16 protein-coding genes and 4 pseudogenes are annotated in these 24,845 nt (G+C 38.7%); 5 read left to right on the forward strand and 15 right to left on the reverse strand.

Annotation, left to right across the window (positions count from 1 at the left end; translation table 11 throughout):
* Window positions 1–543: 543 nt before the first annotated feature.
* Window positions 544–873 carry a YolD-like family protein gene (locus tag E2R53_RS20970; protein WP_133313669.1) on the forward strand — a complete coding sequence of 110 codons (330 nt, stop codon included), beginning with the start codon at window positions 544–546 and terminating at the stop codon, window positions 871–873.
* 251 nt (window positions 874–1,124) lie between these two features.
* Here the strand turns inward: E2R53_RS20970 and E2R53_RS23710 are convergent.
* The 15 genes and pseudogenes from E2R53_RS23710 to E2R53_RS21045 form a co-directional block, all read right to left on the reverse strand.
* A pseudogene (locus E2R53_RS23710) lies at window positions 1,125–1,356 on the reverse strand (arsenate reductase); the annotation flags it as partial.
* A gap of 143 nt (window positions 1,357–1,499) precedes the next feature.
* Complete coding sequence (locus E2R53_RS20980) at window positions 1,500–2,813, reverse strand: hypothetical protein (RefSeq protein ID WP_133313670.1); 1,314 nt, start codon at window positions 2,811–2,813, stop codon at window positions 1,500–1,502.
* Between the two features lie 232 nt (window positions 2,814–3,045).
* Window positions 3,046–3,726: pseudogene (locus tag E2R53_RS20985) on the reverse strand (hypothetical protein).
* A gap of 349 nt (window positions 3,727–4,075) precedes the next feature.
* A complete protein-coding gene (locus tag E2R53_RS20990) occupies window positions 4,076–5,278 on the reverse strand; it encodes an NlpC/P60 family protein (RefSeq protein WP_133313671.1) in 1,203 nt (400 codons plus the stop codon).
* Window positions 5,265–5,897: a hypothetical protein gene (locus E2R53_RS20995; protein ID WP_133313672.1), complete on the reverse strand. Its 633-nt coding sequence runs from the start codon at window positions 5,895–5,897 to the stop codon at window positions 5,265–5,267. The genes E2R53_RS20990 and E2R53_RS20995 overlap by 14 nt, the downstream gene beginning before the upstream one ends.
* Window positions 5,898–5,921: 24 nt before the next feature.
* Window positions 5,922–8,297 (reverse strand): CD3337/EF1877 family mobilome membrane protein, encoded by a 2,376-nt coding sequence (locus E2R53_RS21000; RefSeq protein ID WP_206197417.1) that lies wholly within the window; start codon window positions 8,295–8,297, stop codon window positions 5,922–5,924.
* Complete coding sequence (locus tag E2R53_RS21005; protein WP_133313673.1) at window positions 8,294–8,731, reverse strand: hypothetical protein; 438 nt, start codon at window positions 8,729–8,731, stop codon at window positions 8,294–8,296. Before E2R53_RS21005 ends, E2R53_RS21000 begins: the two co-directional genes overlap by 4 nt.
* Window positions 8,728–11,304, reverse strand: a complete 2,577-nt coding sequence (locus E2R53_RS21010; RefSeq protein ID WP_133313674.1) for an ATP-binding protein — start codon at window positions 11,302–11,304, stop codon at window positions 8,728–8,730. Before E2R53_RS21010 ends, E2R53_RS21005 begins: the two co-directional genes overlap by 4 nt.
* On the reverse strand, window positions 11,282–11,710 hold the full coding sequence (locus E2R53_RS21015) for a TcpE family conjugal transfer membrane protein (protein ID WP_133313675.1): 429 nt from the start codon (window positions 11,708–11,710) through the stop codon (window positions 11,282–11,284). The genes E2R53_RS21010 and E2R53_RS21015 overlap by 23 nt, the downstream gene beginning before the upstream one ends.
* Window positions 11,711–11,736: 26 nt before the next feature.
* Window positions 11,737–11,958 (reverse strand): hypothetical protein, encoded by a 222-nt coding sequence (locus E2R53_RS21020; protein WP_070874648.1) that lies wholly within the window; start codon window positions 11,956–11,958, stop codon window positions 11,737–11,739.
* A gap of 24 nt (window positions 11,959–11,982) precedes the next feature.
* Entirely contained in the window at window positions 11,983–12,957 is a 975-nt protein-coding gene (locus tag E2R53_RS21025; RefSeq protein ID WP_133313676.1) for a conjugal transfer protein, read from the reverse strand.
* Window positions 12,958–13,058: 101 nt separating this feature from the next.
* On the reverse strand, window positions 13,059–13,394 hold the full coding sequence (locus tag E2R53_RS21030; RefSeq protein ID WP_133313677.1) for a hypothetical protein: 336 nt from the start codon (window positions 13,392–13,394) through the stop codon (window positions 13,059–13,061).
* A 57-nt stretch (window positions 13,395–13,451) separates the two neighbouring features.
* The gene (locus tag E2R53_RS21035) at window positions 13,452–14,342 is read right to left on the reverse strand and encodes a replication-relaxation family protein (protein ID WP_133313678.1); all 891 of its coding nucleotides are present in this window, start codon (window positions 14,340–14,342) and stop codon (window positions 13,452–13,454) included.
* A 14-nt stretch (window positions 14,343–14,356) separates the two neighbouring features.
* A complete protein-coding gene (locus tag E2R53_RS21040) occupies window positions 14,357–16,969 on the reverse strand; it encodes an ATP-binding protein (protein ID WP_435796809.1) in 2,613 nt (870 codons plus the stop codon).
* Window positions 16,970–17,911: 942 nt separating this feature from the next.
* A complete protein-coding gene (locus E2R53_RS21045; RefSeq protein WP_133313679.1) occupies window positions 17,912–19,471 on the reverse strand; it encodes a primase C-terminal domain-containing protein in 1,560 nt (519 codons plus the stop codon).
* A gap of 1,083 nt (window positions 19,472–20,554) precedes the next feature.
* Between E2R53_RS21045 and E2R53_RS21050 the strand changes: the two genes are divergently transcribed.
* From E2R53_RS21050 to E2R53_RS21065, 4 genes and pseudogenes are all read left to right on the forward strand, one after another.
* On the forward strand, window positions 20,555–22,399 hold the full coding sequence (locus tag E2R53_RS21050) for a hypothetical protein (protein WP_133313680.1): 1,845 nt from the start codon (window positions 20,555–20,557) through the stop codon (window positions 22,397–22,399).
* Window positions 22,395–22,532 (forward strand): annotated as a pseudogene (locus E2R53_RS21055) (VOC family protein); the annotation flags it as partial. The gene E2R53_RS21050 and the pseudogene E2R53_RS21055, both read left to right, overlap by 5 nt.
* A 140-nt stretch (window positions 22,533–22,672) precedes the next feature.
* Entirely contained in the window at window positions 22,673–23,665 is a 993-nt protein-coding gene (locus E2R53_RS21060) for an aminoglycoside phosphotransferase family protein (protein ID WP_133313681.1), read from the forward strand.
* 274 nt (window positions 23,666–23,939) lie between these two features.
* Window positions 23,940–24,840, forward strand: a pseudogene (locus tag E2R53_RS21065) (DMT family transporter).
* Window positions 24,841–24,845 lie beyond the last annotated feature (5 nt).

A 24,845-nucleotide genomic window follows, 5' to 3' on the forward strand; every position in this document is an offset into this window, starting at 1 on the left:
TGTGCCCCTTGACAGGTTGGCTCGCCGCCTTCGTCTTCAGCCGGAAAGGTTCGGGTTCCTGCCGGATGGAGATGTAGCCGGCTTGCGCTGTTTTACGATTCGGATTCAAAAGGGAAAAGCACAATAAAAAGCAGCCGAAATGGCTGCTTTCCTTTTGATCTCTTATTCTTTTATCTGTATTTCTTTACTCTGTATTTTTTCCGGCTCGTTCGGTATGGCGGCTTGCCGCAAATGGAACAGGAACTTACGGAATGTAGGCAAAGCCCTTACAGACCGTTGCTATCGGTTCATTTAATGCCGAAGCGACACGTACAGACTGACAGAAAGGCGCTCTCTCCTTTCTGATCAGTCTGTCGTGCAGCCGCTTAAATCGTATAAATATTTTAATTGAAAATCCATTCCTAATTTCTAAAGAAATATACAGTCTTAAGACTGCCTTGGTATATGGAAAAGATCAATTAATTAGAGAATCCATAAATTACACCTTGATAAAAAAGAACATATGTTTGTATAATAGGTTAATTGAAAGGTGGCGATGATCCAATGCTTAGAGACCGGGGAAACATAAAGTGGCAAGGTTTCTTTATGACGGAACATGTAAAGCTGCTGTGGGATATGGAAGAAGAATATCTTAAAACAGCTAGACCACTGTTAGATGAGGGACAAATAGAAGACTTGGAACGCCTTCTTGCAGAGAGCCTGCAAGAAAAAGTATTACTCAAAATCACCATATGGAAAAAAGGATACAATACGACAAGAATTGGAACAGTAACAAAGATTGATCGCTACGCAAAAAAAGTGATTATACAAGATGAATGGGATGCAGAGATAAGACTGAACTTTTATGACATTGTGGATGTGAAAGTGAAATGAGATTATGAAACTAGTTGCTTAAAAACAGCTGTAAAAGGTAAAACAATAAAAAACTGGATAACCAGGTTGGACTATCAGCACCTATTTAGTTATAGAACGTACAGTATATATTTTTAAACATCAACAATACAACATATATAATAATATATATGTTGTTGTATATTACAAAGTTAAAATCAATATAGTTAACATTAATAACTTATAATATAAAATGATTTGCTTATACTTCTGATAGAAGAAAAGCCGGGGGCATCGCCAGTCTTCGCAAAAATCTCAATTCTTTCACCAATCTCATCACGCACACACTGGAAGAACTCCCATTTTTCTTCTCCCTCCATTGGGAGGTGTAACAGGTCAATTGTCAGCTGCATGTCCGCATAGTATAACAACCAAATCTGCATTATTTAAGATTTCAGGATTAACCACATCTGATGTTTGGTTTGAAAAATCAATACCTCTTTCTTGCTTTGCTTTAACAGCGTTACCTAGTTTAGTAATTATTTTGTATTTATTCCTTGATTTTGGAAAACTTGCTCAAAATATTGTTTTGTTTTATGGTGGTACACATTATCTGCTAATCCTTCAATTGTATATTTCATTATTCAATAACTCTGGTACTAGTTTGATCATATAGTACGTACAATTCCAGCTTTAATACCAGAAAGCGTACTCCCATATACCTTTCTCGTTACTATATCGTTTTCTAATGCTAGTTCATATTTGGAACTAAATTTCCCTGCTAAATATTTAAAATGTTGGTCTACATGTGCTTCTAAATGTTCCTTATAAGCATTAAAAGTTTCATAAGAGCCTATATATCTAAAATAAGTTTCAAATAGAAGTGCATCATCAAAATACGTATCAACAACAAAACAGTAGGTTGAATCATTAGGAAAAAAATATTTATTCATCTTTTTCAATAAATTAAATTGCTTTTCATTTAATTGAAACCAATCACTAGACAAAAGTTTCCTTTTTTCTGGATTGTTTTTATCGTACCTGACTTCAATTGCTAATTTTGAAATATATTTTCCTGCAATTACGACCAAAACATCAGAAATTCGAAGTCCAACATGAGTAGCAGAATCTTCATTTTCTTTTATTGATGGAAAATTTAATTTCTTGAACGGTTCTAAGGGGATCCCTTCATCAAGAATAAGTTCTGCCGACTGCATATTAATTTTATTAATAAGGTCCATTTCTGTAATCCATAAGTCAAGGTCAAAAGATACCTTGTTCCAATCAAATGAAACTACAGCAAAAGGAGCTTCTTGAATTAAATGCTTGGTTTTTCTAATTGTTTGAATTATCTCCTTATAATTCTGTATTTGGACTTTCATTCTCTGGATATGCTTGTTCTTTTCAACGAATGCTATCATGTCTTTCTGAATTTCTGTAAGAACTTCTCTATTCCCCTTATTCGAATCAAAAAAAGATTGAATCACAATATTACTAGCTTCAATCTCCAAATATTTTACAAGAGAATATTTTAAAAGCTTTGCTGATGGTATGAACCTTTTTTCTTCTATTTTAAGAATCCAATCTGACAATCTATTGTCTGCAACTAGAGACATTTTATTAATTGAAAATAATAAATTATCAACGTCATTTTCAAGGAGTAGGTCAAACAAGGAATTATAAAAATCTACTTCAAGACCTTTTAGACTAGCTATACCATACTTGAAATTCTTGTCCAAAATATCTTTTCCTTTTAATTCCTTTTTATTGTCAAGAAAATTTCTAGAAGACATGTAATTTCTTTCTAACATTTCATATTTCTCTTCAATTTCATGAAGACATTCCTCTTTTATCTTGATTAAGTCAGCAACATAAACATACATGCTATCATTTCCTAACTTAATTTTCTTCTCTCCATCATAGGGAGTCGTTATCCTAATTGTTTCTTGCGGACCTTTTTCATCAATATATAAGTAATCCATTTTTTCATCCTTTCACTTCTAGTTTGAAATATCTTCTACATCTATTGACTATATAAAATTATAGCAATTATATCTTGGGATTCTTATGTGATTTTTCAGCATTACCTACATTTATTACATAAAATTTCGTTTGCTCTCTTAGCTAATACTGCATCTAATTGTAATTGAATAAGTACGTTAAAGCGTTCTTCAACAATCTGGCCCGATTGTTGAAGAAAGCCACATAAGTTCATCATTGAATTTTCTTCTCTAATTCTAATTGATTAACAATAGAAGATACTAATGTATTCAATGGGTTAATAATAGTCTTAGATGTTTTATATTCCACTTGCCGAGATGCATCAACCATAGATAATTGAGCAACGGAGATAACTTTCTTTTCATCTTTAATGATTTGGTTTAAGAACTTGGAAATTTCATGATTGTATTCTTCTTTTTGTCCTTGCATTATCAATTCAAAAGTATTATTTATAACAATAACCTCTAAATCTAAAGGTTTTTGATGGTTATTAGCATAATGGTTAAGACGTTCCACTGTACCTTCCACAGTTGCAGGATTTGTAAAAAGAATTGTCTGAGGTTGCTGTAAATTGCAGATGAAATCAAAGAAAGGTTCATCAATTTTAATAATTGGCACTGATATTGAGAGTTGGTCTTCTTGTAAAATTGCAATATAGTTTGTGCAAGTAATAAGGATAGCATCAACTTTACATTAAGCAATCCATTCTATTTGCTCTATAACTTTATTTTGAGCATCTGATTCTTGGAATTTTTCATCTGATGTAACTCGATACATTAATGCTGGGTCAACAAAATGTATTAAATCAATGTTAAATAGGGAAAGTTCATTTTCTATATATTCTATATTCGAATAATGTGCGTGTAAGCATCCTAATCTTTTTCTCAATTCCATTCCACCTCTAATATATTTCTGATTATTCTATCAGTATGCGAATCCGAAGGTCTATTAAATTGAGATGAGACCTTTCCTCTTATTCCATTAATGGCCCGATTGTTGAAGATTATTTATTCTGTCTTACTGGATATAACCAGCCTTCGTATTAAAAATAGCCTAATAAAAGCTGAAGAGCACTTCAGCTTTTATTAGGCTATGGTGTTGTAAAGAAGAGCACAATGAAAAATGATATAACAAACACACTAATTAAAATAAATTTTGAATCTCTAAATTTTTTCACGTGATGTTTCTACTCCTTATTCATTACTTATATCCAATTAAATTGAGATATTTACTATTAAATTGTTTATATCCTTTTCACACGACCATTAAAAACATCTTTCCAATATCCTTTTGTCATATCAGCAATTGCAACGCCTGTACTCGATTGAGCTCCAATAAACTTCCCGTTTCCAACGTAAATCCCTATATGCCCATCTTTTTTATACGTATCGAAGAAAACAACATCCCCTGGCTTCATTTCACTTGCTGACACAGGTTTGCCTAGATGCTTCAAGGTTTCTGTGCTGGTCGATGTTAATGGACCTAAATCAACTCCGACTTCTTTAAACGCCCAATGAACAAAACTTGAACAGTCGAAACGTCCTCTGGATATGTCACTTTGATTCCTTCCTCCGCCAAATACGTATTCAGAGTTTCCAATCCATCTGTTGCCCACGTCAACCACTTCAATGCCTGTATTTCCGCCACTCTCACCGCCCACCGTTACATAACCTTTCACATACTGATCGGCAAAACCGAGGACTTCTTCCACATACCAATCTGCGTGATTATAAGCGAATACTGCTCGTCTTAAATCACCTTCAGCTGCACCGTTTGCAGCAAGATAGTTAGCCGCAGAATATATGGCATCCTCAATATCCCATGGATCTGCTTTTCCATCTCCATTTGCATCTACGCCATATCCTCCATACTTTTTAATCATGGTAGGATCAGTTAAGGTTTCATTCGGAATATTGGCATTGCCCAACCGATTTCCTCCCGGATAGGACCACCCAATCCAAGTCAAAGGCATGAACTGCATATGCCCAGTTGCCCCAACTGGTGAAACCATTACTTCTAACGTTGAAAATCTCGTTTCTACCCTGTGATGGGCAGCAAGCAAATTCCAAGGCACCCCATACTTTTCTTCTGCAGCTTGATAGATTGGCAGATATTGAGCCGGAATTTCATTTGCTCCGAGCTCTGAGATTTCCCCTCCGTAATAACCCATACCTGGCTGCTTTTCTTCTTCTCCACCGGTTGAAGACAGGATAACAAAAGCGATAATGATAAGTCCTCCAATGAGAACAATGGCGGCAGCTGCAATACCTAAGATGACAGGAAGACTAATGGTAGAACCAGTAGCTGAGGCTGCCTTTACAGTTGCTGCTTTCAAAGCTTTCTTTGCAATCTTTTTCGCCGCGCCTTTTCCGGCTGTACCTGCCGCATTCTTTAATGCAGAACTTCCATCAGTCTCGTGAGCGTTGGAATCATTAATTTGGGACATTCACTCGCACATCCTCTACTTTCCATTCGCCATTAACGTCTCGGAGGCCCACTAAGTACCAATCTTCTGTTTTTGAAACTTTTCCATCAACTGACTTCGCTTCTCCTCTGACAATGACATTCCAGCGAACAATCATGCTGCTCTTGTTAACAACTGGTGTCACATCCGTTTCTTTTACAGTCAAATATGAGCGTTCAAGTACTTCGCGTCTGCCGTTCTGTTTCATTTTTTCATATATAGCTTCTGTCATATAAGGTTTTGCCTTATCAAGGTAATCCATCGGTTTATCTGCATCATAGGTATGAAACTTTGTTACAAACTGAACAGCGATCTTTTTAGTAGCCTCAAGCTCTTCTGCGGAAAAATGTTCTGTCTGATCATACTCATTGACCTTATCTTCCGAAGAGCTAAGGTTTAAATTAGATTGACTAGAGGAATCGACTGTTAAAGATGATTTCTCTAAATCTGTAGGATTTTCTCCTCTCGCATTAGCTGTTTCTTGGTTTAAGCTTCTAAGAAGCGTTGACATAGTAAAGCCTACTGCCAGAAAAAGCACGAGAAGAAAAAGAAACAACTTGATCCGATCACTTTTACTGTTTTGGAAATCCCATCCAAACATAATCTAGCCTCCTGTTTTCTCCTCCTACTCTTTCTCTCGGTTTCTTGCATTAATTTGCTGTTGAGCTTCCCACTGGGTAATATGTTTATCGCGTTTTACCACGTTTTCGACATTTTCAGAACCATTCACATGCTGTTCATTGCGGCGATTAACTTCTTGAGAAAGTGTCTCCGTGTTTGTAATGTTCTCCTGTAACCTGCGATGCGTTTCCGTCTCAACGTTATTCCGTTCAGTCATTTGATTAACGGTTCGATCGTTATTTTCATTGTCTATTAGATTGCGAGTCGCTGTCTCATTGATAGTACGTTCATGCCCTTCCTGATTAATAGATTGACGCTTAACTTTATCATTGATAGTGCGGTCGTTATTTGTCTGAACTACCCGTTCACGACTAGTCGTATCTTCAGAAACTTCTTGGTCCGCCTGCCGGTCCAGCACTCTTCGTTCAGCTAATCGATTACGCTGCTCATCATGAATCTTATCTTCATGGCTGTTTTGATTGATCAAGTTCACGTTACGCTCACTTTGCGTTCGATCTGACATCTCTGCATCCTGCGTTTCCGGCCGTTCTAATGAGGTGGCAATTTCTCTTCGCGCATCCTCCAGCGATTGACGATTTGCTAATGGGGTGATTGGAAGGCCTCGACTGCCTAGACTGCGGCGCCTTAAATCTTCAATTGACGTAATGTTTCCTTTTTGAGTTTCAGGTTGAGAGCCTTGGGTACGATCCATCAGCTGTTCACGATCTGCACTTGCATTTTCAACTCCTGTAGGACTTTTCAGCTTTCGGTAATCTTCCATGCCGCTTTGTATCTCCTGATTGCTTCGTTCCGCCATCACGACTTCGTTCGCTCCTGCAGCTACAGCATCCTTTTTGTTAAGGAGACCTTCTTTTGATGATTTCAGCTGCTGTTGTCTTTCTGCTAACTGCTCTTTTGTAAGTATGCCTATCTTTCGCTGCCCTAAAGGCTTCCGTTCTGTTAGGGGCAGATTGCGAATTCGCCCTTTACTGGTGCTTGTATCCATACTGATCTTGGCATTTCGGGCTATACTCCTTGCCTGGCTGAACTTCTGCCGGTAGCTTTGCAAAGTAGCTCCTGTACTGCTTTCAACATTATTTACAGCCGTTGATACAATAGTAAACAGTTCTTTTCGTTTCGCCCAAACCCCAACAAAACAGATAATTTGCAGAAGCATCATGCCAAGGTATCCTAAATCTGAACTTTCTGTCGCACGGTACAGGATGGCTGATATACCGAATAAAATCGTAAGCAACAAAGCAATGGAGATTTTCATCAGCTGAGCATGAAGCACCTTCATACCCCAATCAAAGGCTGCATTCTTCCAGCGTGGCACCAATGCCATCAGCAACGGAACCGGTGCAAAAAGGACCAAAGCAAGAAAAACCATCTGATAAAGAATGATCGTTCCTGACACCATGAGAAGGAAAATGCCAATGATGCTATTTGCTACAAAAAGCAAAGGGACAAATCCTGCACGCTGCGAAATTCCGTCAATAGACATCATGATATTATCATTTTGAGTTACTTCTACTTCAGCTTTGGTATTTCTATCTTCTGAATTCGTAAAAGGGTCTACCGCAAGTAGATCATTTACTCTTCCTTCTTCAACGTCAGTCGTTCCATACTGCATGAGCATATAAGGTTTCTTCACCATCAAATCAAACATCTGATTGCGGATAGTCGCAATTCCTTCTTCCTTAGAATAAGAGGCACCAGGGTTTACGACACTCGCCGAAACAGCTAAAACATCACTTTGAAGGTCACTGGACCAGTCATTAATCCCTTTTAATATAGTTGGTGCATTTGAGAAAAAACCAAGTGCAAAAACAAAAATAATCATGGAAGAAATTAAACCGCCCCAGGCACGGCTGCTTTCACGTTTTACCATTCCCACAAATGTTGCCCAAGCACCTACAATCGCGATTACAAAAGTGACAAGTAACGGCCATAACCCATCCCCCGCAAAACCGCCGGGACCAAACCCTGCGATATTTTGAATAGCTGTGCCAATCTCTTCGGTTAAATTTGAAACAAAATCAAGCTCGAATGCTTCTTGGACTATTTTCATCGTGAAGTTAGCTAATAGAATATTGACATTCCAAATGGAATTGATGATTTCCATCAAGGCAATGTAAATTTGTTTGCCGGCTCCGTCAGCCCAATTCCAAGGCATCCAGTCACCATTGGTATCTACCCAAGTGTCTAATTTATAGTGGTGTTGAGGATATTCATTGTATTCTAGATCAATTTCTCCGACCGATTCTGCATCGGAATCTTGTGGAACTAAGTTATCTTGAAGGCTCTCTGCTGAAACTGATACTTGAAATGCCCAAAGGATAGTAACAGATAACAAGAAAAACCTTATTATTTTTTTCATTTATCATTCATCTCTCTAAGTACTTTTGGTTTTAAATCTTCAACTAATTTATCAAAATCTTTTAAATCACCAAAAGCAGTTCTTTTCCAGCCATCATCTGTTTTAATTACTTCCATTTGTTCAATCTTTAATGTGTCTTTCTTAATTGGATTTTCATAACTAATCTCATAGAAATAATTATTGTTATTACCTTTCCATTCAATTAATTTATATTTCTCAACGGTTTTATTATTATCTGCCTTATCTTCAGGATCTAAAGCTGTCTCTTTTTTATCAAGAAGTGAAAGTAATTTGGACTGATCTCGCTGTGTATCTGCATTCGCCCATTCAAGCGGTATATCTTCAGGTCCCTTTCCATTAACTTCATTGCTACCGCAAGCCGCAGCAACCACCATCAATACTGATAAACTCATAATTAAGAACAATTTTTTCATACAAACACGCCTTCCTTCTTGTGTTTTTCTTCTTTCTGCTGATGTCCATTTACCGGAAGATTACCATCAGGAACAATATCTCCCTCTTCCAATTCTTCTTCTGCTGGAGGCCGTGTATCAAAAGCGTCAAAAAGGTCTTTGAATAAGGCATTTATCGATACGACTCCCACACGTCCTGTAATGTCCTGGAACAGGCATTGACCGTTCTGAAGCTCTCTTAAGGTAGACGCGTTGTACTCCGTATTTTTCAGGTTGAGTAACGAAAGAACATTTTCAATCTCGTTTGGATCGGTGCTGCGGAATGCAAATTTCATTCCGATATTGTTTTTCATTTTTTCATCAAGAAGGTCATTCGCGTTTTGGGTCACAAAATAGATGCCGGCATTCATTGAACGTCCTGCACGGACAAGACGTGAGGCCAGATGGCTTCCCTGGCTTGTGTTCAAGACAGCCCATGCCTCATCCAAGAGCACCGTTTTAAAAATTCTGCGGTCACTGTAAATGAACTTTAGCGCAAATGATGAAATAGGAAGCATCATTGCAACAGAAAGCATTTCTGACAGATTGTATTTCTCTTGCGGCGTATCCGGCGCCGGAAGCTCAAGGTTTTGGATTTGCAATACATTTAAAGCTGTTCTGAGATTGATGGCCGAATCATTCTCACCATCTCCAAAAAGCAGCTGCGCAAAGGATAACTCTTTAAAAGAACGGATATGTTCACCTAACTGCTTGGCTGTTTTATCTTTGCTTCCTAAAAGATTATTAACCACTTTGCCAAGACACGGCTTCTCCGCTTCAGCAACACTCCTGACCGCCCGGGTGAGCTTTGGAAAACGTTCTGAATCATCAAGTCGTACCCCCGTTAAAAACGTCAGGATATCAAGCGCAAGCGTTTCAGCTTCTTTAATATCATCGTGAATGGAAAACGGATCTAATCTTCCTTTATCCTCTGCCTTTGTTGAAAGGGAAATGATATTGACCTCATCACCCAGCTCATATAAATCCTGTTTCCAGTTTCCGCGCTCACCCTTAGGGTCTATGACAAGCGCTTTACCCCCGGATAAAACAGACAGGTAGGTGATGAGGTTTGAACTGAAGGATTTACCTCCGCCGAGTGACCCGAGGAACGCTGCGGAAAGGGCATTTGTCTTTGTTCCCCGAATCCCCTGCGCAGCCCGGTTTGGCATAATATATACGGGCTGATCAAGGATCCCTGTACTTCCAATAAAGAACCCTTCACCATCGCCAAGCTGCTTTGTTGCTCCAAACATGCTGCCGGCAACGGTTGCCGGTTCCATAAAGTGAACATAATCCTTGATGTAGCGCTTCGCACCAGGCAGAAATTCATTGAAAGCAAGCCACTGATCCCCGTATGGCTGTTCAACCTGAAACATCATGTCCTGATACAGGTCTTTGACCGTATCGCAGCGTCGTTTTAATTCATCTTCATTCGTGGCTGACACAGCTAATATGATGGATGTTTTAATTAAAGGCATACGGGATTTCTGAAGATGCGCTTCAAGTTCATGGGCTTCTGCTCTGCCGTCAAGCACATTAAGCCCGGTATCATTCCCGGTCTCCCTCGCATGCCGGTCTTGGTCTTTCAAGTCTTTCTGCGCGTTGCGAACAGAAGATAACGCTTTTCGGTTATCCATCATTTCAGTCCGAACACTGATTTCTACAGGAAAATCAAGGTTTTGAATGACATACATCCATTCCTCACCGGGAAACTCTATTTCATATGGGACATTGGCGATGGCGAGGAAAGCCACATGACCTTCCACTTCTTCACCTTCGTGCATTTGCTTTAAAATGATGCTTCTCTTTGGCGAATCATCAACAAATCCTTCTGATAAGCGCAGCACATCATGATATAAGGGGCGGCGTACCTTTATTTCTCCCTCTTCATACTCTTTATAGTGAACGCTGTAATCAGGGCTCCAATTCTTAATGATGGGTGCTTTCCCGATTGAACGGTACCAGTTTCGGCGCACCAGCCATTGAATGTCTTCTTCATTGACAGGCTCAGCTTGGAGCCGTGTAGATACCTTGTTATAAACACGTCGCTCAGCTTTACGGTACCGGTCAATTTCATCTTCAATGATCTCAGGAGCATCAAGGCCGGATGCTTCATTAACTCCACTGATAAATTCCTTCCACGCTTCTTTTATGTCCTGAAATAGAGAGGTTTTTTGCTTCTTTCCCTCGGCCTTTTGAAGTCTCACACCGATAAAAAAACGATATTCTGTTCCTTCTTTACCTAACATCTTCTCAAGCTGAACGGCAGCATCATCCGTATGTTTCAGGGCCGCACTTTTAAGGGGACCGGTTAATTTATGTTTAAAGCGATCATGTTTTTCTTCAATTGATTGGAAATTCGGAACAACGAGTAGATGCGTATCCAGATTGATCTGCCAAAAGAACTGCTTGATTTTTGTAAAGATAATCTCTTTTTCATCATCTGCTAAAAAGTCATAATTGTATCCGGCTAGCTGATAATAGGCCCAGCAAGCTCCGTCCTGTGAGAATACTAGATTGCCTTCAAAGTATTTAATCGGAAATTCGATGGTCAAGGTCTTCACCCCTCTCATAATAGCTGAGCTTTCGGTACCCGACTTTACCAGCATATTTATAAGGCTTTTTTATATCAGATACTTCCATGTAGCGATTCATTTGATGTGGTGATAAGTGAAAGCGCCCGGCGCTTATGAAAAACCGGTGCGGAGCTTTCCCGTCGAGAAGCTGTTTTGTGAAAAACCACGCGAAAAGGCCCGGCAAAAAGATATATTCAACCAACCCAAGTTCAAGTAAACCGAGAGGGGGAAAATGGTTGAGTATCCACACAAGGAACACTCCACCCCCGAAAAATCCTATCTGCCGATACGTCAGAGGTATCGGCAGTGGGATATCCTGAATCCCGTATAAGACCTTTTCTACTTTCCAGACACTGTTATAGGTGCGCAAGATTTTAGGCTTCATGGTATTGCCTCACTTTCATCTGTCCTTTAACTTCCGAAAACAGTAGCCCATAGTTTAGTGCCCAGATCTTTTACGCTGTCCGGTGTAAAGACAAACACTCCTACAATCATGGCGAATATCGCAAAGCCTACAAATCTGGAAAACTCGCGTCTGACTAAAAAGTAAATGGCAATAGCCCCGATAATCACAAGGAATAACGCTCCTACCTGCGTAGAAAACCAGTTTTGAATATTTTCTCCAAAGTTCATAGTTTTTCATCCTCCTGCTAATTCTTATTGGTTTTTCATCTCTTTAACGAACAAACGATTCTCTTCTTTTACAAGAGTTAACTCATAAGGGTAAGTAACTTGTGCTTTTGATTGATTTTCTTCAAAAGTCACCGTCGCATGGATTTTATATTCATTTTTACCATCACCCTGTTTAATAATGGTCTCCTTTACTTCCTTAAAAGTTGTAATGCCGGTCATGGCTTTGATTTCATCGCTTTTCGTATAATAAGATAATTCTTCCTGAGTTCCCGTGGTATATACTTTGAAAAATGTAGTGAGTCCTGAATTAATTTCTTCTTGAAGTTTTGAATCCTGGATTTTTCCTTCTTCGCTGACCGAAGTGTCTGATGTGATTTCTGGTTTCTTGGCTGGAGGGACGAAATATGGGACCTTATGAACAACATATGAGCTTCCGTCACTTTTGACCGGAACCACAATATACTTTTCATAGGGTTCTGATTTTTCTTCTTTAACCTTAGGGAGTGGTTTTTTATCTTTCTTTGCTTGTTCGACGGCTTTGGCGTCAGGCGGTGTGGATTTCTTTAAGGTGTGTTGTACTTGAAGGGTAATTAACGCTGTATTCTCTGCTTTTTCTTCAACATTCCAAACTTGTGATTCCGTAATTTCGCTGCCGTGTTCCATTCCTTCAAAAGCAAGTCCTGCCTGCTGATCAAGTCCGTTGGCAAGGAAGGGCTGAAGACGATCGGCTCGTTTTTTTATTTCCTCATCGGTGTTTTCCCATTTGAAGTACTCAGAAGCAAAGTTTTCTGCAAAAGACTGTGCACCGACGCCCAGAGCAGGATTATCTTCCTCTTTCACTTCTTCAATCTGTTTTTCTTCTGCTGCATCAGCACCGGCGTTTCCTACACGCACAATGGCAACGACTGACAGAAACAGCACCAGGGCAAAGGCGGTCCAAAATGTTCCTTTGATCATTTTTTTCCGTAACACAGTTTTGGGATATTCTCTTTTTCTCATAGTGCCTCCTTTCAAAACTATCAATCTGATAAAAATTCTTATATGTCATAAAATCTATGGAGCACCCTCAATTCAAACAAGTGTGTATCCGGATCCGTATCCTATTTCATCATTTCATTCATGGCTTGCTTTTGACGGTCTTTCCTCTTTGCTTCTTCACCAAAGGCCCAAACGGCTAAACAGATAAATCCAGCCATTCCGATTGTGGCCCAAACACCGTGCTCATGATAGAATCCTTTTACAAATTTTGCGACATCATCAGCTGCTATAGCGAACACCGGAAACGCATTATACGCAAATTGGTAGAGAAAATACCCAATAGCCGCCATCACGGCCATAATAATCACAGTTGCCGCAAGCCTTCTCATAAAGCTTAAAAACATCTCTTTAATCGAGCTGTCGGTAGGAGTCGAACCGCGTTTCACCTTATATCCCAACAAGCATCACCTCCCTTAATCATGTTATTTATTTATATGGTGTCAGAATATTACAAATTATTCAACCTTTTTATATAAACTATATAATTTACTAGAATCTGTTGAATCTTTCGCTTTCCAGATCTGACCGAATGGATCTGTGATAACATCTTCATACGTTCCAAACAATAAACTGCCGCCTATTTTTTCAATTTCACGGGAATCAGCTTTATGTGAGTTCTCCATGATCTTATTGCGCTCAGTATCGTTATTGGAGACAAATAACACACGGACTACTCGAACACCATCTCCAAAAACCCCGTCATTCTCAAATGATCGTTTTCGGACATATTCGTTATAGCGCCTGATCTTGTTTAACGTGACATCCACTCGCTGCCTGCTTCTCTCGAGTTCCACGAAAAACAAAAACTTCACTTTCTGGCCGTTTATTTCTCTCTCAAGTGTAAACGCCCCATCAGGACGAATTACGGTTGTAGAAGACTGTTTTTTCTTTCCTTCCTTGTCAATCAAGACCTCACCATAATTACGAAAAGCCCTTCGTTCTGAAAAAAACTCTTTAAATGTAAATTGACTATCTTTTTGCGAGGCATAGGCAGCCTGGATATGAGACATTCTCAATGAATGAAAAACATAAGTCGGCGTTCGCTGTGTCCACCTTGTATCCCAGTCAGCTTCACCCAATATTTCCTTTACTTCCTGAACGCCTTTTGAATCAAGCGTATAAACGAGCCGGTCCCGTCCCTGAACGGATGCTTTGGCGACTGGAAATGACTTAATGTACCCTTCTGCTTCCATCGCTCTCATTTGCTTTGAAATCCAGTATTTACTGTAAGGCTTCCGGTCCTCATGAACATATATATATTTTTCTAAATACTGAACATCCACAAAGACTAAATCATGCAGTGATACAAACAATTCTTCTTCTAAATCGGTTATTCTTTTGGCCATATTCGCTCCTCCTGCTACACCCATAAGTCATCATTGCTGATGACTTTTTTATCTTCCTGTTTTTTCTCTTTCTCTCGGTCTACCTTTTCACTAGAAGATCCTTCAGAATCTAAGTGCTCAGAATCAGGATCTATATTTTTTTCTTCTTGCTGCAAAACTTTTACTCCATCATCTATATCTTCATGATCTTTTGTGAGATGATCTAATGGATTATTTTCAACGGCTTTGCTGTCTGTACCTTGCAAAGGACTCTCTACTGCTGCAGCGACCTCGTCTGTGAGGCATTCAGGATACTTGGTATCTTGCATGTCTTCTTCAGCAAGGTATGATTCATATGCTGCTTTTTCTTCGTCTTCAATTTGCTGCTCCTGGAACATGGAAGCAAAACTAGCCTTCTTTTCAATTTCCATCGCGTCTTTAATTGTTCTCTTCTTAAGCTCTGGAATTGAATCTGCGTACAGGGCCGGTCCAGGTGCCTTCATGCGGATTAAGAATGGCCGGGTCCGTTCGTTTCCAACCTGCATTCTCATATAAGCGTTAAAAGGCTCTATTTGTAGATAATCAGTTTCTTGCAGCACTTCAGATGACATGGAACGATTCACATATTGAGCGTCATCAGGCTCCCCCAGCCGAAAAGAGACGAATGTTCCGAAGTTTCTGAATATAGCAGACGCAACTTCTCTAGGCAATTGATCTTTGATGCCCTGCATGCCTAATATAATCGATGTTTTGTATTTCCGAAGCTCAGATGCAAAAGATTCAATTGCATCTATGCTGTGTTCCATCAGAGTTGGAGCCTCATCCACCATTACAAAATGATAAGGAAGTTTGTGACGTTCAGATACTGGTGTGTCAGCCCTGCTTTTACCGGCAAGCTCCGCATACGTCAAACACATCGAACCGATGAGCTTCTTCTCGTCACTAGTAAGTTCGGACAAATCCAGCAGATTGATCATTCCCTGATCCATGCTCTCACGAAAGCACAGTCCGTTGGTTTTAGCACGAAGCATTTTCCCAAGCACTCCGGATAAGGTAATTTTCCGAAGCTTATTGAGTGTGGAATTCGTTTTTGCCTGCAGTTCGCGATCTTGAAGCCCTTGCAGATTTGCAAAGTACAGATAAAGGTCATTCTCGATTGCGTCATCACGATTTAGGCGTTCCAGGACATTTTCACGGTAGTCAGGATCGCTCAAAAGCTTTTGCAAATTCGGAAGACTCGCTTCGCCTAGCTTCTGCAGTACAATGCCCCCGTTTAAGAAATTATCGTCAATATTCGGACCCCAAAAATCCTTCCAGGTTCTCTTCAGTACATCCGCAACCGTTTGGGCAATTTTATCTTCAGCTGCCTGAAAATCAACATCATACACGTTAAACGGAATCTCACCTTCAGAAAACTTAATGTATCTGACAAGATGCTGCTTATCTGGCGGAATTCTGGCAGCGATATCCTGACACAGGTCACCATGCGGATCAATGATGGTACCACCTATAGTAGTGCCCGCACCTTCAAGGTTAATTAAATCTTCAACGAGGTTATACATCGCAGTCGATTTCCCCATGCCCGACATGCCAATAAAAGCAGCATGATAACGCAAAGTAGCAAGATCATACATAACATCCATCTTTTTGCCGTGATATCGGTGTTCTCCAAGTGTTACGGATAAAGAAGGATCAAACTCCACATTCTTTAACTCCTTCGGCAGTGGCGTGGACCTCATTTTAAGCCGGTTGAGTTTAGTGCTGTGAACTCTTTCACTTGGTAGCCTCATCATAGCTGCCATCTCTTCAGACCCTAAAATCACTCGCTTTTTCATCGTCTCCATCGGATAAATGCGGTTGTTGAATTCCCAGCGAAAGAGTGGCCGAATCGTACGAAACCACCACCATTCCCGCCCCTTAAGCTGATTTAATCGTCCGCTTGAGAATGTACCGATCGAACCTTTTGCACTCTTAATCAGCTCTTTCGAATCGCGTTTGTCACGTCCAAATGCAACAACTTTAACGCCTATCCTTGAAAGAACCCTCGTTGACTTACCCTCGATCGCTGATAAGTACAGTTCATTATCCTTCTCGAGCGTCTCATCATACTCACCCTGTTTATGAAACTGACGGACAATTCCCCTGAAGCTCTTTTCAGTGCGATAAGCAGGCTGCACAAGAAATTGCATGTGTATCTCCTGGCCTTCAGCTAAATCATCTAAAAACTCTACAAGTTCAGCCTGAGTATCAACTACTTCGTTATGATACGTTTTAATAGGAATCGTCCAGTGGCTCTCGGTGAATAGCTTAGTACCTGCGTGAGGACGGCTAAAATCAACGGAGTAATGATCGATATCCACAATTTCAACATCCGAATGTTCGGCATAAAACTTGGCTTTGAACGCTCTGCCAATATGTTCATCAGGCACCCAGACATAATACCTGATCTCCTCTTTCGTTGCAGCAATCTCCCAGCTGATCCATTCCTGCTTAACCCACCGGCGGTACCATGGTCGCGTCATAAAACTCATCATTGTCGTCCAGGCTGTCTCATCCTTGAAATACAAAATCTTCGCATCCATCGTTGTCCTTAACTCATAAACCTTACCTTCTCTCGGAATCAAAAACGGCAACAAATGAAACCTCACACTCATTCACCCCTTTAAAACCAACCTCAAAGTTTCTCAATTAAACCAACAATTTCTCACTTGCATCCATCTCAACAAACTCACCCAAAACAATCCCACTGATCATAAACCCTATAAACCACTCCATCCTTATCCTGCTGCACCTGAACTTTCTGCACTTGAACTTAATCTTTTACTCTCTTGAACTACCTCCCTTGAACTACTCTCACTCACTCTCTTACTCACTTACTACACACACTACACTCTCACTCACTCTCTCTCCTCCTCCTAACTACTACACTACTTACTCTAACTCTTACTCTCTCTCTCCTAACTACTCACCACCACCACCCACCTTACACTTACACACTATATCTATCTTAGATGGGTAAGTGGATTAGATATCTAAGGTCCTGCTAAATGGTCACGGAATAACTCTCCATCATGCCGTGACCATTTAGCAGGACTGCACTTGACTTTAGGTACATCACCAGTTGTATTAGATGTTGCATATACAGATAACAGCTTTTACTACAGCAATTACAAGAGTTATTACTAGTTAACGCTACCATCTTGGTAAATATATGGAAAGAGGCTTTCTTCCTGTTTAGAGAGCAAATGTTCTTATTTTCATGTAAACGCTATGAAATTTCTCCCATTTTTTCACTCAACGGATTTCAGCATTTAAAGTATTTCTTAGCAAAGTAATTTACTTACTCCAATTGATCCTCCATATTAAGGCAATATATCTTCTGCACAACTTTGTTCCCTACCTAACAAAAACAATGAATTATATAACATCCAAAATAATAAATCATGTTCACATGTTCTTTAAGAATCAATTTGTAATTACTATAATCTGGAACATCCCTGGAAATAGCTAGATACTTACATAAACAGTAAATAGCGAAACTAAGCAACAGGAGAATATAGATATGTATTGGCAGACTGGCTTATTATTATTCAACTGGTATTCTTGATTGTTGGAATTGGTCCAGAATCATTAAATATGTCTATCTCTTCCTGCGAGGAAAACGGCATGTCGAACATACTGATAACTAGCTGGATCTCTCTTCTAAGTGTGAATGTATTACTGACCGGTGATACATGATTCGATTGATTCAGGTTTAATTGCTTTTTGCGCATATGCAGCAATCCTTTAAACAGCATGCTCCTGCTGCTGAGTTTCGTAACAGCCGCACGGCCGCGGCCAACGGTTCGCTTAATAAGCTTGCTGGATCGGTTTAACACCTCTTTTAAAGAGGAAACTGCCATTCCGAAGGTTTCTGCAAGCATAACTAATGAGCCCTCTAAAAAAGGGTTTTCTGGGCTTCTATTCATTTCTATGTATCTTAAAATATCTTCTTCCCATTCGTCATAATGGGAACGCTCTCTTTCTTCACGTTCCTTTTTGAATTTATACCAGCCCTCTCTTCCTTGAAACCTGGCACTTCCATCAGTCCATAACTCAAGCAATCCTTCTACATAGGAACGCTTGACGCCCTTGTATTTTCCTGAGTAGGCGCTTTTTAACGTTTTTTCGAATTCAGCTTTGCTTAACGGATGGTCTAAATAGCTGTTGAATTGATCGAGTTCATCATATGCTTCTTCATATGGGCGCTCACTTGCGTAATTGGCAAGTGCAAGAGTCATTAAAGCATTGTTGCGGCTCGCGCTGTTATGTCCTGTTTTAATATAAGTAGCCTGGATTAAAGCTTTGTACCAGTCTGATGAACAAAGGTTCATTGACGAAGGATTGCTGTTATAGACAACACGAAGAAACTTCTTTTTTTCTTGTTCCTCAAAATTCTTTGACCAAGAAAGAAGCAGGCTTGTGTTAGCTGATTCTTCATAGAAATCTAGTATGTTGTCTTCTTTAGGAATCCGATAAAAGCCAAAGGGAACACAGTTCATATCTATCGGAACATACTTGCATAAGGCTTTGCGGATGTTATCAGATAGGCGTTCTGCTATTCTTAAAGATTTATAGTCTTCTCGGTTATGTACATAAAAAGGAGTTTCTAAAACAAAAAAACACTGATATCCTCTAGGGGTCTCAAGTAATAGGTTAGGTCTCGGCAATTTTAATTCCTCGCAGCCTAAATATAATCCGTAGAGATCCACCTCTTTTGTATCAATATCAAAACCAATCACATTAATTTGCTTTAAGTTTTCGCGCTTATGACCTTTGATGATTCGTTTTTTAAAATCATAATAAGTGCCGCCGCGATACGTGTTTGGTGTCCAGTGAGATAATTGATTGTACTTCTCCCCTAACGTTTCATACGAAGTGACGACAAAACCTTTGCCTTCCGTAAGATCCTCTTTTGTTGGAGACACAAATACCGCACCTTTACGGTACGGATTCTTTTTTTCTGTTTTCTGGTAAGCTGTTAATCTATCTAATGGGGCACGGGAACCTTTCGTCTTATAGAGCAGAAGGCTGTTATGGGTCATAAATTGCATGATCTCAGCTGGTGAAACCACGCTCTTTGTCATTCTATTAACTTCACGCTCTCCCATGTCTAACACCCTTTCAAAACTCTCAAATTTATTGGAATATTTTGCTGTAATAAGTATATCGAAATCGAATTTTGCCAAAGTGCGCTCTCTAAGCAAAATGCACCAAAATAAAAAACACCCCTGGAGCTTAGAGCCCCAAGGGATTGAAAAAAAGTTCTTTTTTTTTTGTTATGCAGGTTTCGCTCAACTTTTGCACCAATTTCACATCAAATGCACCAATTATATAGATATTAACTTTAAAGAGAATTGATATAAAAGCTTACTCTATCAATCGACTAGTAGAATTTCGAGTATGAAAATTCTATACAAGTTCCGCTCAAATTACACAGAAGGTGGTGCATTTATTCTATACAGGTTCCGCCTAAAATCCTTAAAAGACGCCACTATTTTCGCCATCTTAAATCGTATTTTCTCAGGTTTTAAAGAAAAAGACTGATTTTTAGGGTTATTTTTGCTACACAGGTTCCGCTCAAAATGAGTAAACAGCTTATATTTTGGTGCATAATACACGAATTTTTGTACACAGGTTCCGCTCAAATCTTCAGTTGGATCATTTCTATATACGAATTGACAAAATCTCATTGGAGCTATTGGGCAGTAATTACCTGTTAAACGCACTAAAAAGGCTATTGGTGCATTTTCTGAATGTATACAACATGTATTCTTTTGAGTCCTCACTATTTATCCAATATTTCTTTAGGTGTATTTTGCACAATGGCGGAACCTGTATAGGAACTGGTGCATTTCTCTTACGAATTCCATTGAGAAGCATTATGTGTTTCTACAAAACTACTATACATGGTAATAACTGTTCCAAAATAAAAAGGATTGGTGCATTTCTTGCCTCGCTTTTCGGAACCTGTATGGTATTTGGTGCATTTTATATACAAAAAGAATTTTTTACTTGTTATAATACTAGTCAAGTGGTGCATTTTCCTTAGAGCGGTCGGGTTATACTGATTAGACCCGTTTTTTATTATCTATTAAAGATAGGATGTATACATAAAAACTTAACTGGTGCATTTTAAAGTGGTTGTTCATACTTTTGGTCTTACACATTTAAGAGAAAGGATGGTTCTTTTAATGAATTATGATGACATATCGGACCGTTTAATCCTGAACTATGGATTATTAAAAATTGTTATATTCGAAGAATCAAAGTACTTATTTGAAGATCGGCCGTATATTTTGGAAGATTGGAAAATGGAAGCCTATAAAATGAGTGATGAAGAATTAAGGCGGCAAGCTCCTTGCGAAAAGATGAGACACAGTTTCCGAGCACTCTTCTTCTTATTTACTCAAACATTGTATTCTGAAAAACACATAACAAAAAAGATGATTAAAGATGCGGTGGCTAAATATAAAGATACAATTAAAATACTTTTAGCCGGCCATTTCATAAATGAATATCCTAATGACGAAATAAAACGCAGTGTGAACGAAGAAAAAATTGATGAAGCGTTAAACCGTGATTATATATATGGAAGCATGGATATGGACTATCATTTAATGAGAGACATCGTTACCAAGAAAAAAGAGTTTAAAGAAAGTGAGACGGGTCACTTGGCAACTGAGATTATAGACAACCGCGGAAAAGTGAAAGGGCTGGCAGAACTCAGACCCTATGAATCACATATTACTGAAGTAACCTCAGATCAGCAGGCCATGTGGCTTGAAATGATTGGATCAACGATAAACTCATTAGATGAAATGACGGCCGACCTTTTTGACCTTATTACATATTTATGGATGGTTACACCAAAAAGCAATGACGGTTACATTGAGTTTCACAGCAATGATGCCCTGCGACTAAGGAACTTAAAGAAACGGACCTCTAACGGAAGAGAAATAGACTTTCGCGAAGAAGATCGCTTCAACATAATGAAGCGAGTGGCCGCGCTTTCAAGTATTTGGATTTCTCTTGGGGATCAAAAAGTAAAAGTTTTAAATACTCAGGAAATGAAGGAAAACGAACTCTATAACTTTAAAGATTTCCAAAGAATGTTTGAAGTCGGAAAAATCAGAGTAGCCTATGACAAAAAATCTGGCGAAGCTAAAGGAATCTATGCGGTTCAAGTTAAACCTACTTCTATTCTTACCCCTTACCTGGTTGGGCCCAACCGATCTATCGGATTACTGGACCTTAAAGTATTTCAATACAGCCATTATACGCAGAGGGAACAAAAGCGATTAACAAGGTATTTGAACCTGCAGTGGAAAATCCGAACAATTAAACGTTCGCTGCAGCAGCCATTTAAAGTGGCTACATTGCTTAAAGTTATGGATATTTCGTCCCGTTATAATGGTGTGCAAGTAAGGGATAAATTTGAAACGGTATTAGATGAACTTCAAAAAGATGATGTTATAAAAAGCTGGGGGTACACTGAAGAAATTCAGGAAGAGAAAGTTGGCAAAAAGGGATGGCTTAAAAACTATTGGACCAAGTTTAGCGTGCTGCTTTTGCCGACTGACATCGTGATACAAGAAAACCAAAAAAATCTTTTGGCTGATACTAGCTATACTATAGAGGAAAAAATTATGAATAGCATGTATCAAATGAATCAGGAAAATGCGACAGCTCGTTCAGCTGAACTTTCATTTTCTCACTTCACAGAACTTGCACAGAATGAAACGGCAGCTGCTGAAGACATTGAATTTTCACCGAACAAATCAGATCGCGAACCTATTCAGCAAGCATTTAAGTTCAATGATGATAATCTCGATAAGGAAAAAGAAATTACCCTTTCCCCAGAGGCAATGAAAGAAATGATAGATACCCTGAATGTGAGTATTCGTCAGACTGCCACGGATATAGGCATCTCGCACTCCACCCTCTCTCGTTATATCAGGAAAGAGAACAAGCGACAGAATAAAAACAATGACCAGAAAATGCTTAATTGGCTAAAAGAAAAAGGAAAAAGGACATAATCTAAACGAGACTATTAAGCATCTTGAACATATTGGTGTACCTCTTGTAAAGAAAAAAGAGATTAGTGAATTTGGAAAGTTTATTTGGATTAAAGATCCTGAAGTTCGACTGGTCGAGCTCTGGGAGAAATAGCAGGTTGATAATGGTCATACCTATATTTCATATCAATTCTTCTTCAGCTAACAAAGCAGGATAGTTCAAGAAGAAAATAAATATTAATCAAGAGGATAGTATCCTTATGATAAAAATTTATTAAGGGAAAGGCGAACTGAATGGAAATTAATAATCGGATTACTGCTATATTGAATGATAACTATGGAATTGAAGCAACTTCAATAGAACAACGTCCAGGCGGCTGGTCGGCTTTAGCATTTTTCGTGGAAGATAAATGTAAAAAGTATTTTTTAAAAGTATATAACAAAAGAAAGCCGTCCATTGTTCCGTGGATTGATGCAATTGATAGATATACTCCCTTAGTAAAGTGGTTGTATCACCATACTGATTTAAAAAACAATCTCGTCAATCCAATCTTTACGAAATTAAAAAGTAATAAATGCGAAGACGAACAGTACGTGTATTTGCTTTCAGAATATATTGAGGGAACTACAATTGCAGACAAACAGCTAAGTCAAAATCAAGTAAACGAACTGGCTAAGATTCTTGGAATACTTCATAAGAACACTTCAAACATCCCTAATGAATTAAAACAGCAACAAGTAAACGAAAGTTTTAACATAGATTTCTGCGAATACTTATCATCTTTTATTAATAACGATTTGGATAATAGAGATGATAACGTTTTAGAAATTGTGAAGCCTTATAAAAGCACTTTATTAGAAAAGATTAACAGGATGAGGTATTTATCAAATACTTTGAAAAGCAAACCATACCAGTTTGTTTTGTCCCACGCAGATGCTCATAATTGGAATGTTATGCAAGGGAAATACCTTATGCTTATTGACTGGGAATGTCTAAAACTTGCTCCACAAGAACAAGACCTGATTTTAATCATTACAGAGCCATATGCTGGACAATTCTTAAATGAATACAGGAAATATATGAAGTATGAGTCTCCAGATTTTGATGCCTTTGAATTTTATTACTTAAAGAGGAAACTTGAAGATATTTGGGAGTGGATTAAGAACTTACGTTTTGAAGGTCTTGTAAAATCAGAAGAAGTAACACTCGAAATTCTAAAGTTGAACCTTGATGCCTGTACAAGAACTGAGAGCTTTCGGTCAGAAATTCAAAAAGTCGTTAATTAAAAGGTAAACATAGATATTCTTATTTAACTAACGGAGTACGTTAGTTAAATAAGAATTAAGTGATTTTATGAGTGAGGTTAGATTTTAGTTATTCCATTAAGGGCGCTATTCTTTAACAAAGATATGCGCTCTTTTTATTTATAGGGCCATATTGGGAATAAGAAAATGCCGAGAGACCGGAATTAATATCTCTTTCCTTTTAAAGAATTAATTAAAATAAATAAAGTAATCATTCATTAACATGGTTAGCCAGACACCAGGAAGAGGTAATACCCTGGTAAAATTCATGTACATATTTTGTTTGATTGTATGGGGACTTAATTTTATTGCGGTAAAAATTCAAGGAACACCAGTAAGCTTGGAATTATCCTTAACTTATCGTTTAGTTATAACATCCTTTTTATTTTGGGTTCTTGTTTGGTTCCTTCGCCCAATGGGGAGACCAACAAGAAAAGATATTCCATCTGAATAGTGTTTGGTATATGTAACTTTGCATTAAGCTATCTGTGCCTTTATTACGCTACAATTTTGAGTACGGCAGCAATCGTAACACTTGTTTTATCGTTAAAAGTGATTTTGACTCCGATAGCTCTCCAAATTTTTTTAAAAGAAAATTTATATTCAAGGTTTTTAATTGGAGGAACTCTAGGTGTATTGGGCGTATGTATTCTTATCTATCCACTTTAGAAAACTTTCAAGGGTTCAATGACATAAAAGGAATTATGATTGCTTTCCTAGGTACACTTCTAACGTCAGTTGGCGACGCCAGCTCGGCAAGAAATGCAAATCGAAAGGTTGATCCAATTTATGAAAATGCAATTGGATTTACAGTGGGCAGTTTATTGATGGGGGCAATTGTATTGTTCCAAGGACAAGAATTTATAATTCCAAGATCTGTATCATACTTATCTGCGTTGTTATATTTAACTCTGGTTGCTTCATTTGCGGCATGGTTATTTTATTTAAAGATTGTAGAAAAAATTGGAGGAGCTCAAAGCGGCTATATGGTCGCTCTTTTCCCAGCTATTGGTGGAGTTGCCTCTGTTTTTATCGGTGAGTCAGATCCATCATGGTATTTATTTGCTGGTTCCCTATTTAGCTGTATTGGCGCTGCTATTGCTTTAGGGTTTGGAAAAAGAAATCAGAATGTGAAGCTACCTGTCAGGATTAAGTAGGAAGG

It is taken from the genome of Peribacillus frigoritolerans, from assembly GCF_004358755.1.
Lineage (GTDB): Bacteria > Bacillota > Bacilli > Bacillales > Bacillaceae > Bacillus_P.

Coding starts and splice junctions, on each gene's coding strand:
- E2R53_RS21060 (WP_133313681.1), top strand. CDS start 22,673: ATGGAAATTAATAATCGGATTACTGCTATATTGAATGATAACTATGGA.
- E2R53_RS21000 (WP_206197417.1), bottom strand. CDS start 8,297: ATGAAAAAAATAATAAGGTTTTTCTTGTTATCTGTTACTATCCTTTGG.
- E2R53_RS21005 (WP_133313673.1), bottom strand. CDS start 8,731: ATGAAAAAATTGTTCTTAATTATGAGTTTATCAGTATTGATGGTGGTT.
- E2R53_RS21050 (WP_133313680.1), top strand. CDS start 20,555: ATGAATTATGATGACATATCGGACCGTTTAATCCTGAACTATGGATTA.
- E2R53_RS20970 (WP_133313669.1), top strand. CDS start 544: ATGCTTAGAGACCGGGGAAACATAAAGTGGCAAGGTTTCTTTATGACG.
- E2R53_RS21025 (WP_133313676.1), bottom strand. CDS start 12,957: ATGAGAAAAAGAGAATATCCCAAAACTGTGTTACGGAAAAAAATGATC.
- E2R53_RS20990 (WP_133313671.1), bottom strand. CDS start 5,278: ATGTCCCAAATTAATGATTCCAACGCTCACGAGACTGATGGAAGTTCT.
- E2R53_RS21020 (WP_070874648.1), bottom strand. CDS start 11,958: ATGAACTTTGGAGAAAATATTCAAAACTGGTTTTCTACGCAGGTAGGA.
- E2R53_RS20995 (WP_133313672.1), bottom strand. CDS start 5,897: ATGTTTGGATGGGATTTCCAAAACAGTAAAAGTGATCGGATCAAGTTG.
- E2R53_RS21015 (WP_133313675.1), bottom strand. CDS start 11,710: ATGAAGCCTAAAATCTTGCGCACCTATAACAGTGTCTGGAAAGTAGAA.
- E2R53_RS21035 (WP_133313678.1), bottom strand. CDS start 14,342: ATGGCCAAAAGAATAACCGATTTAGAAGAAGAATTGTTTGTATCACTG.
- E2R53_RS21045 (WP_133313679.1), bottom strand. CDS start 19,471: ATGGGAGAGCGTGAAGTTAATAGAATGACAAAGAGCGTGGTTTCACCA.
- E2R53_RS20980 (WP_133313670.1), bottom strand. CDS start 2,813: ATGGATTACTTATATATTGATGAAAAAGGTCCGCAAGAAACAATTAGG.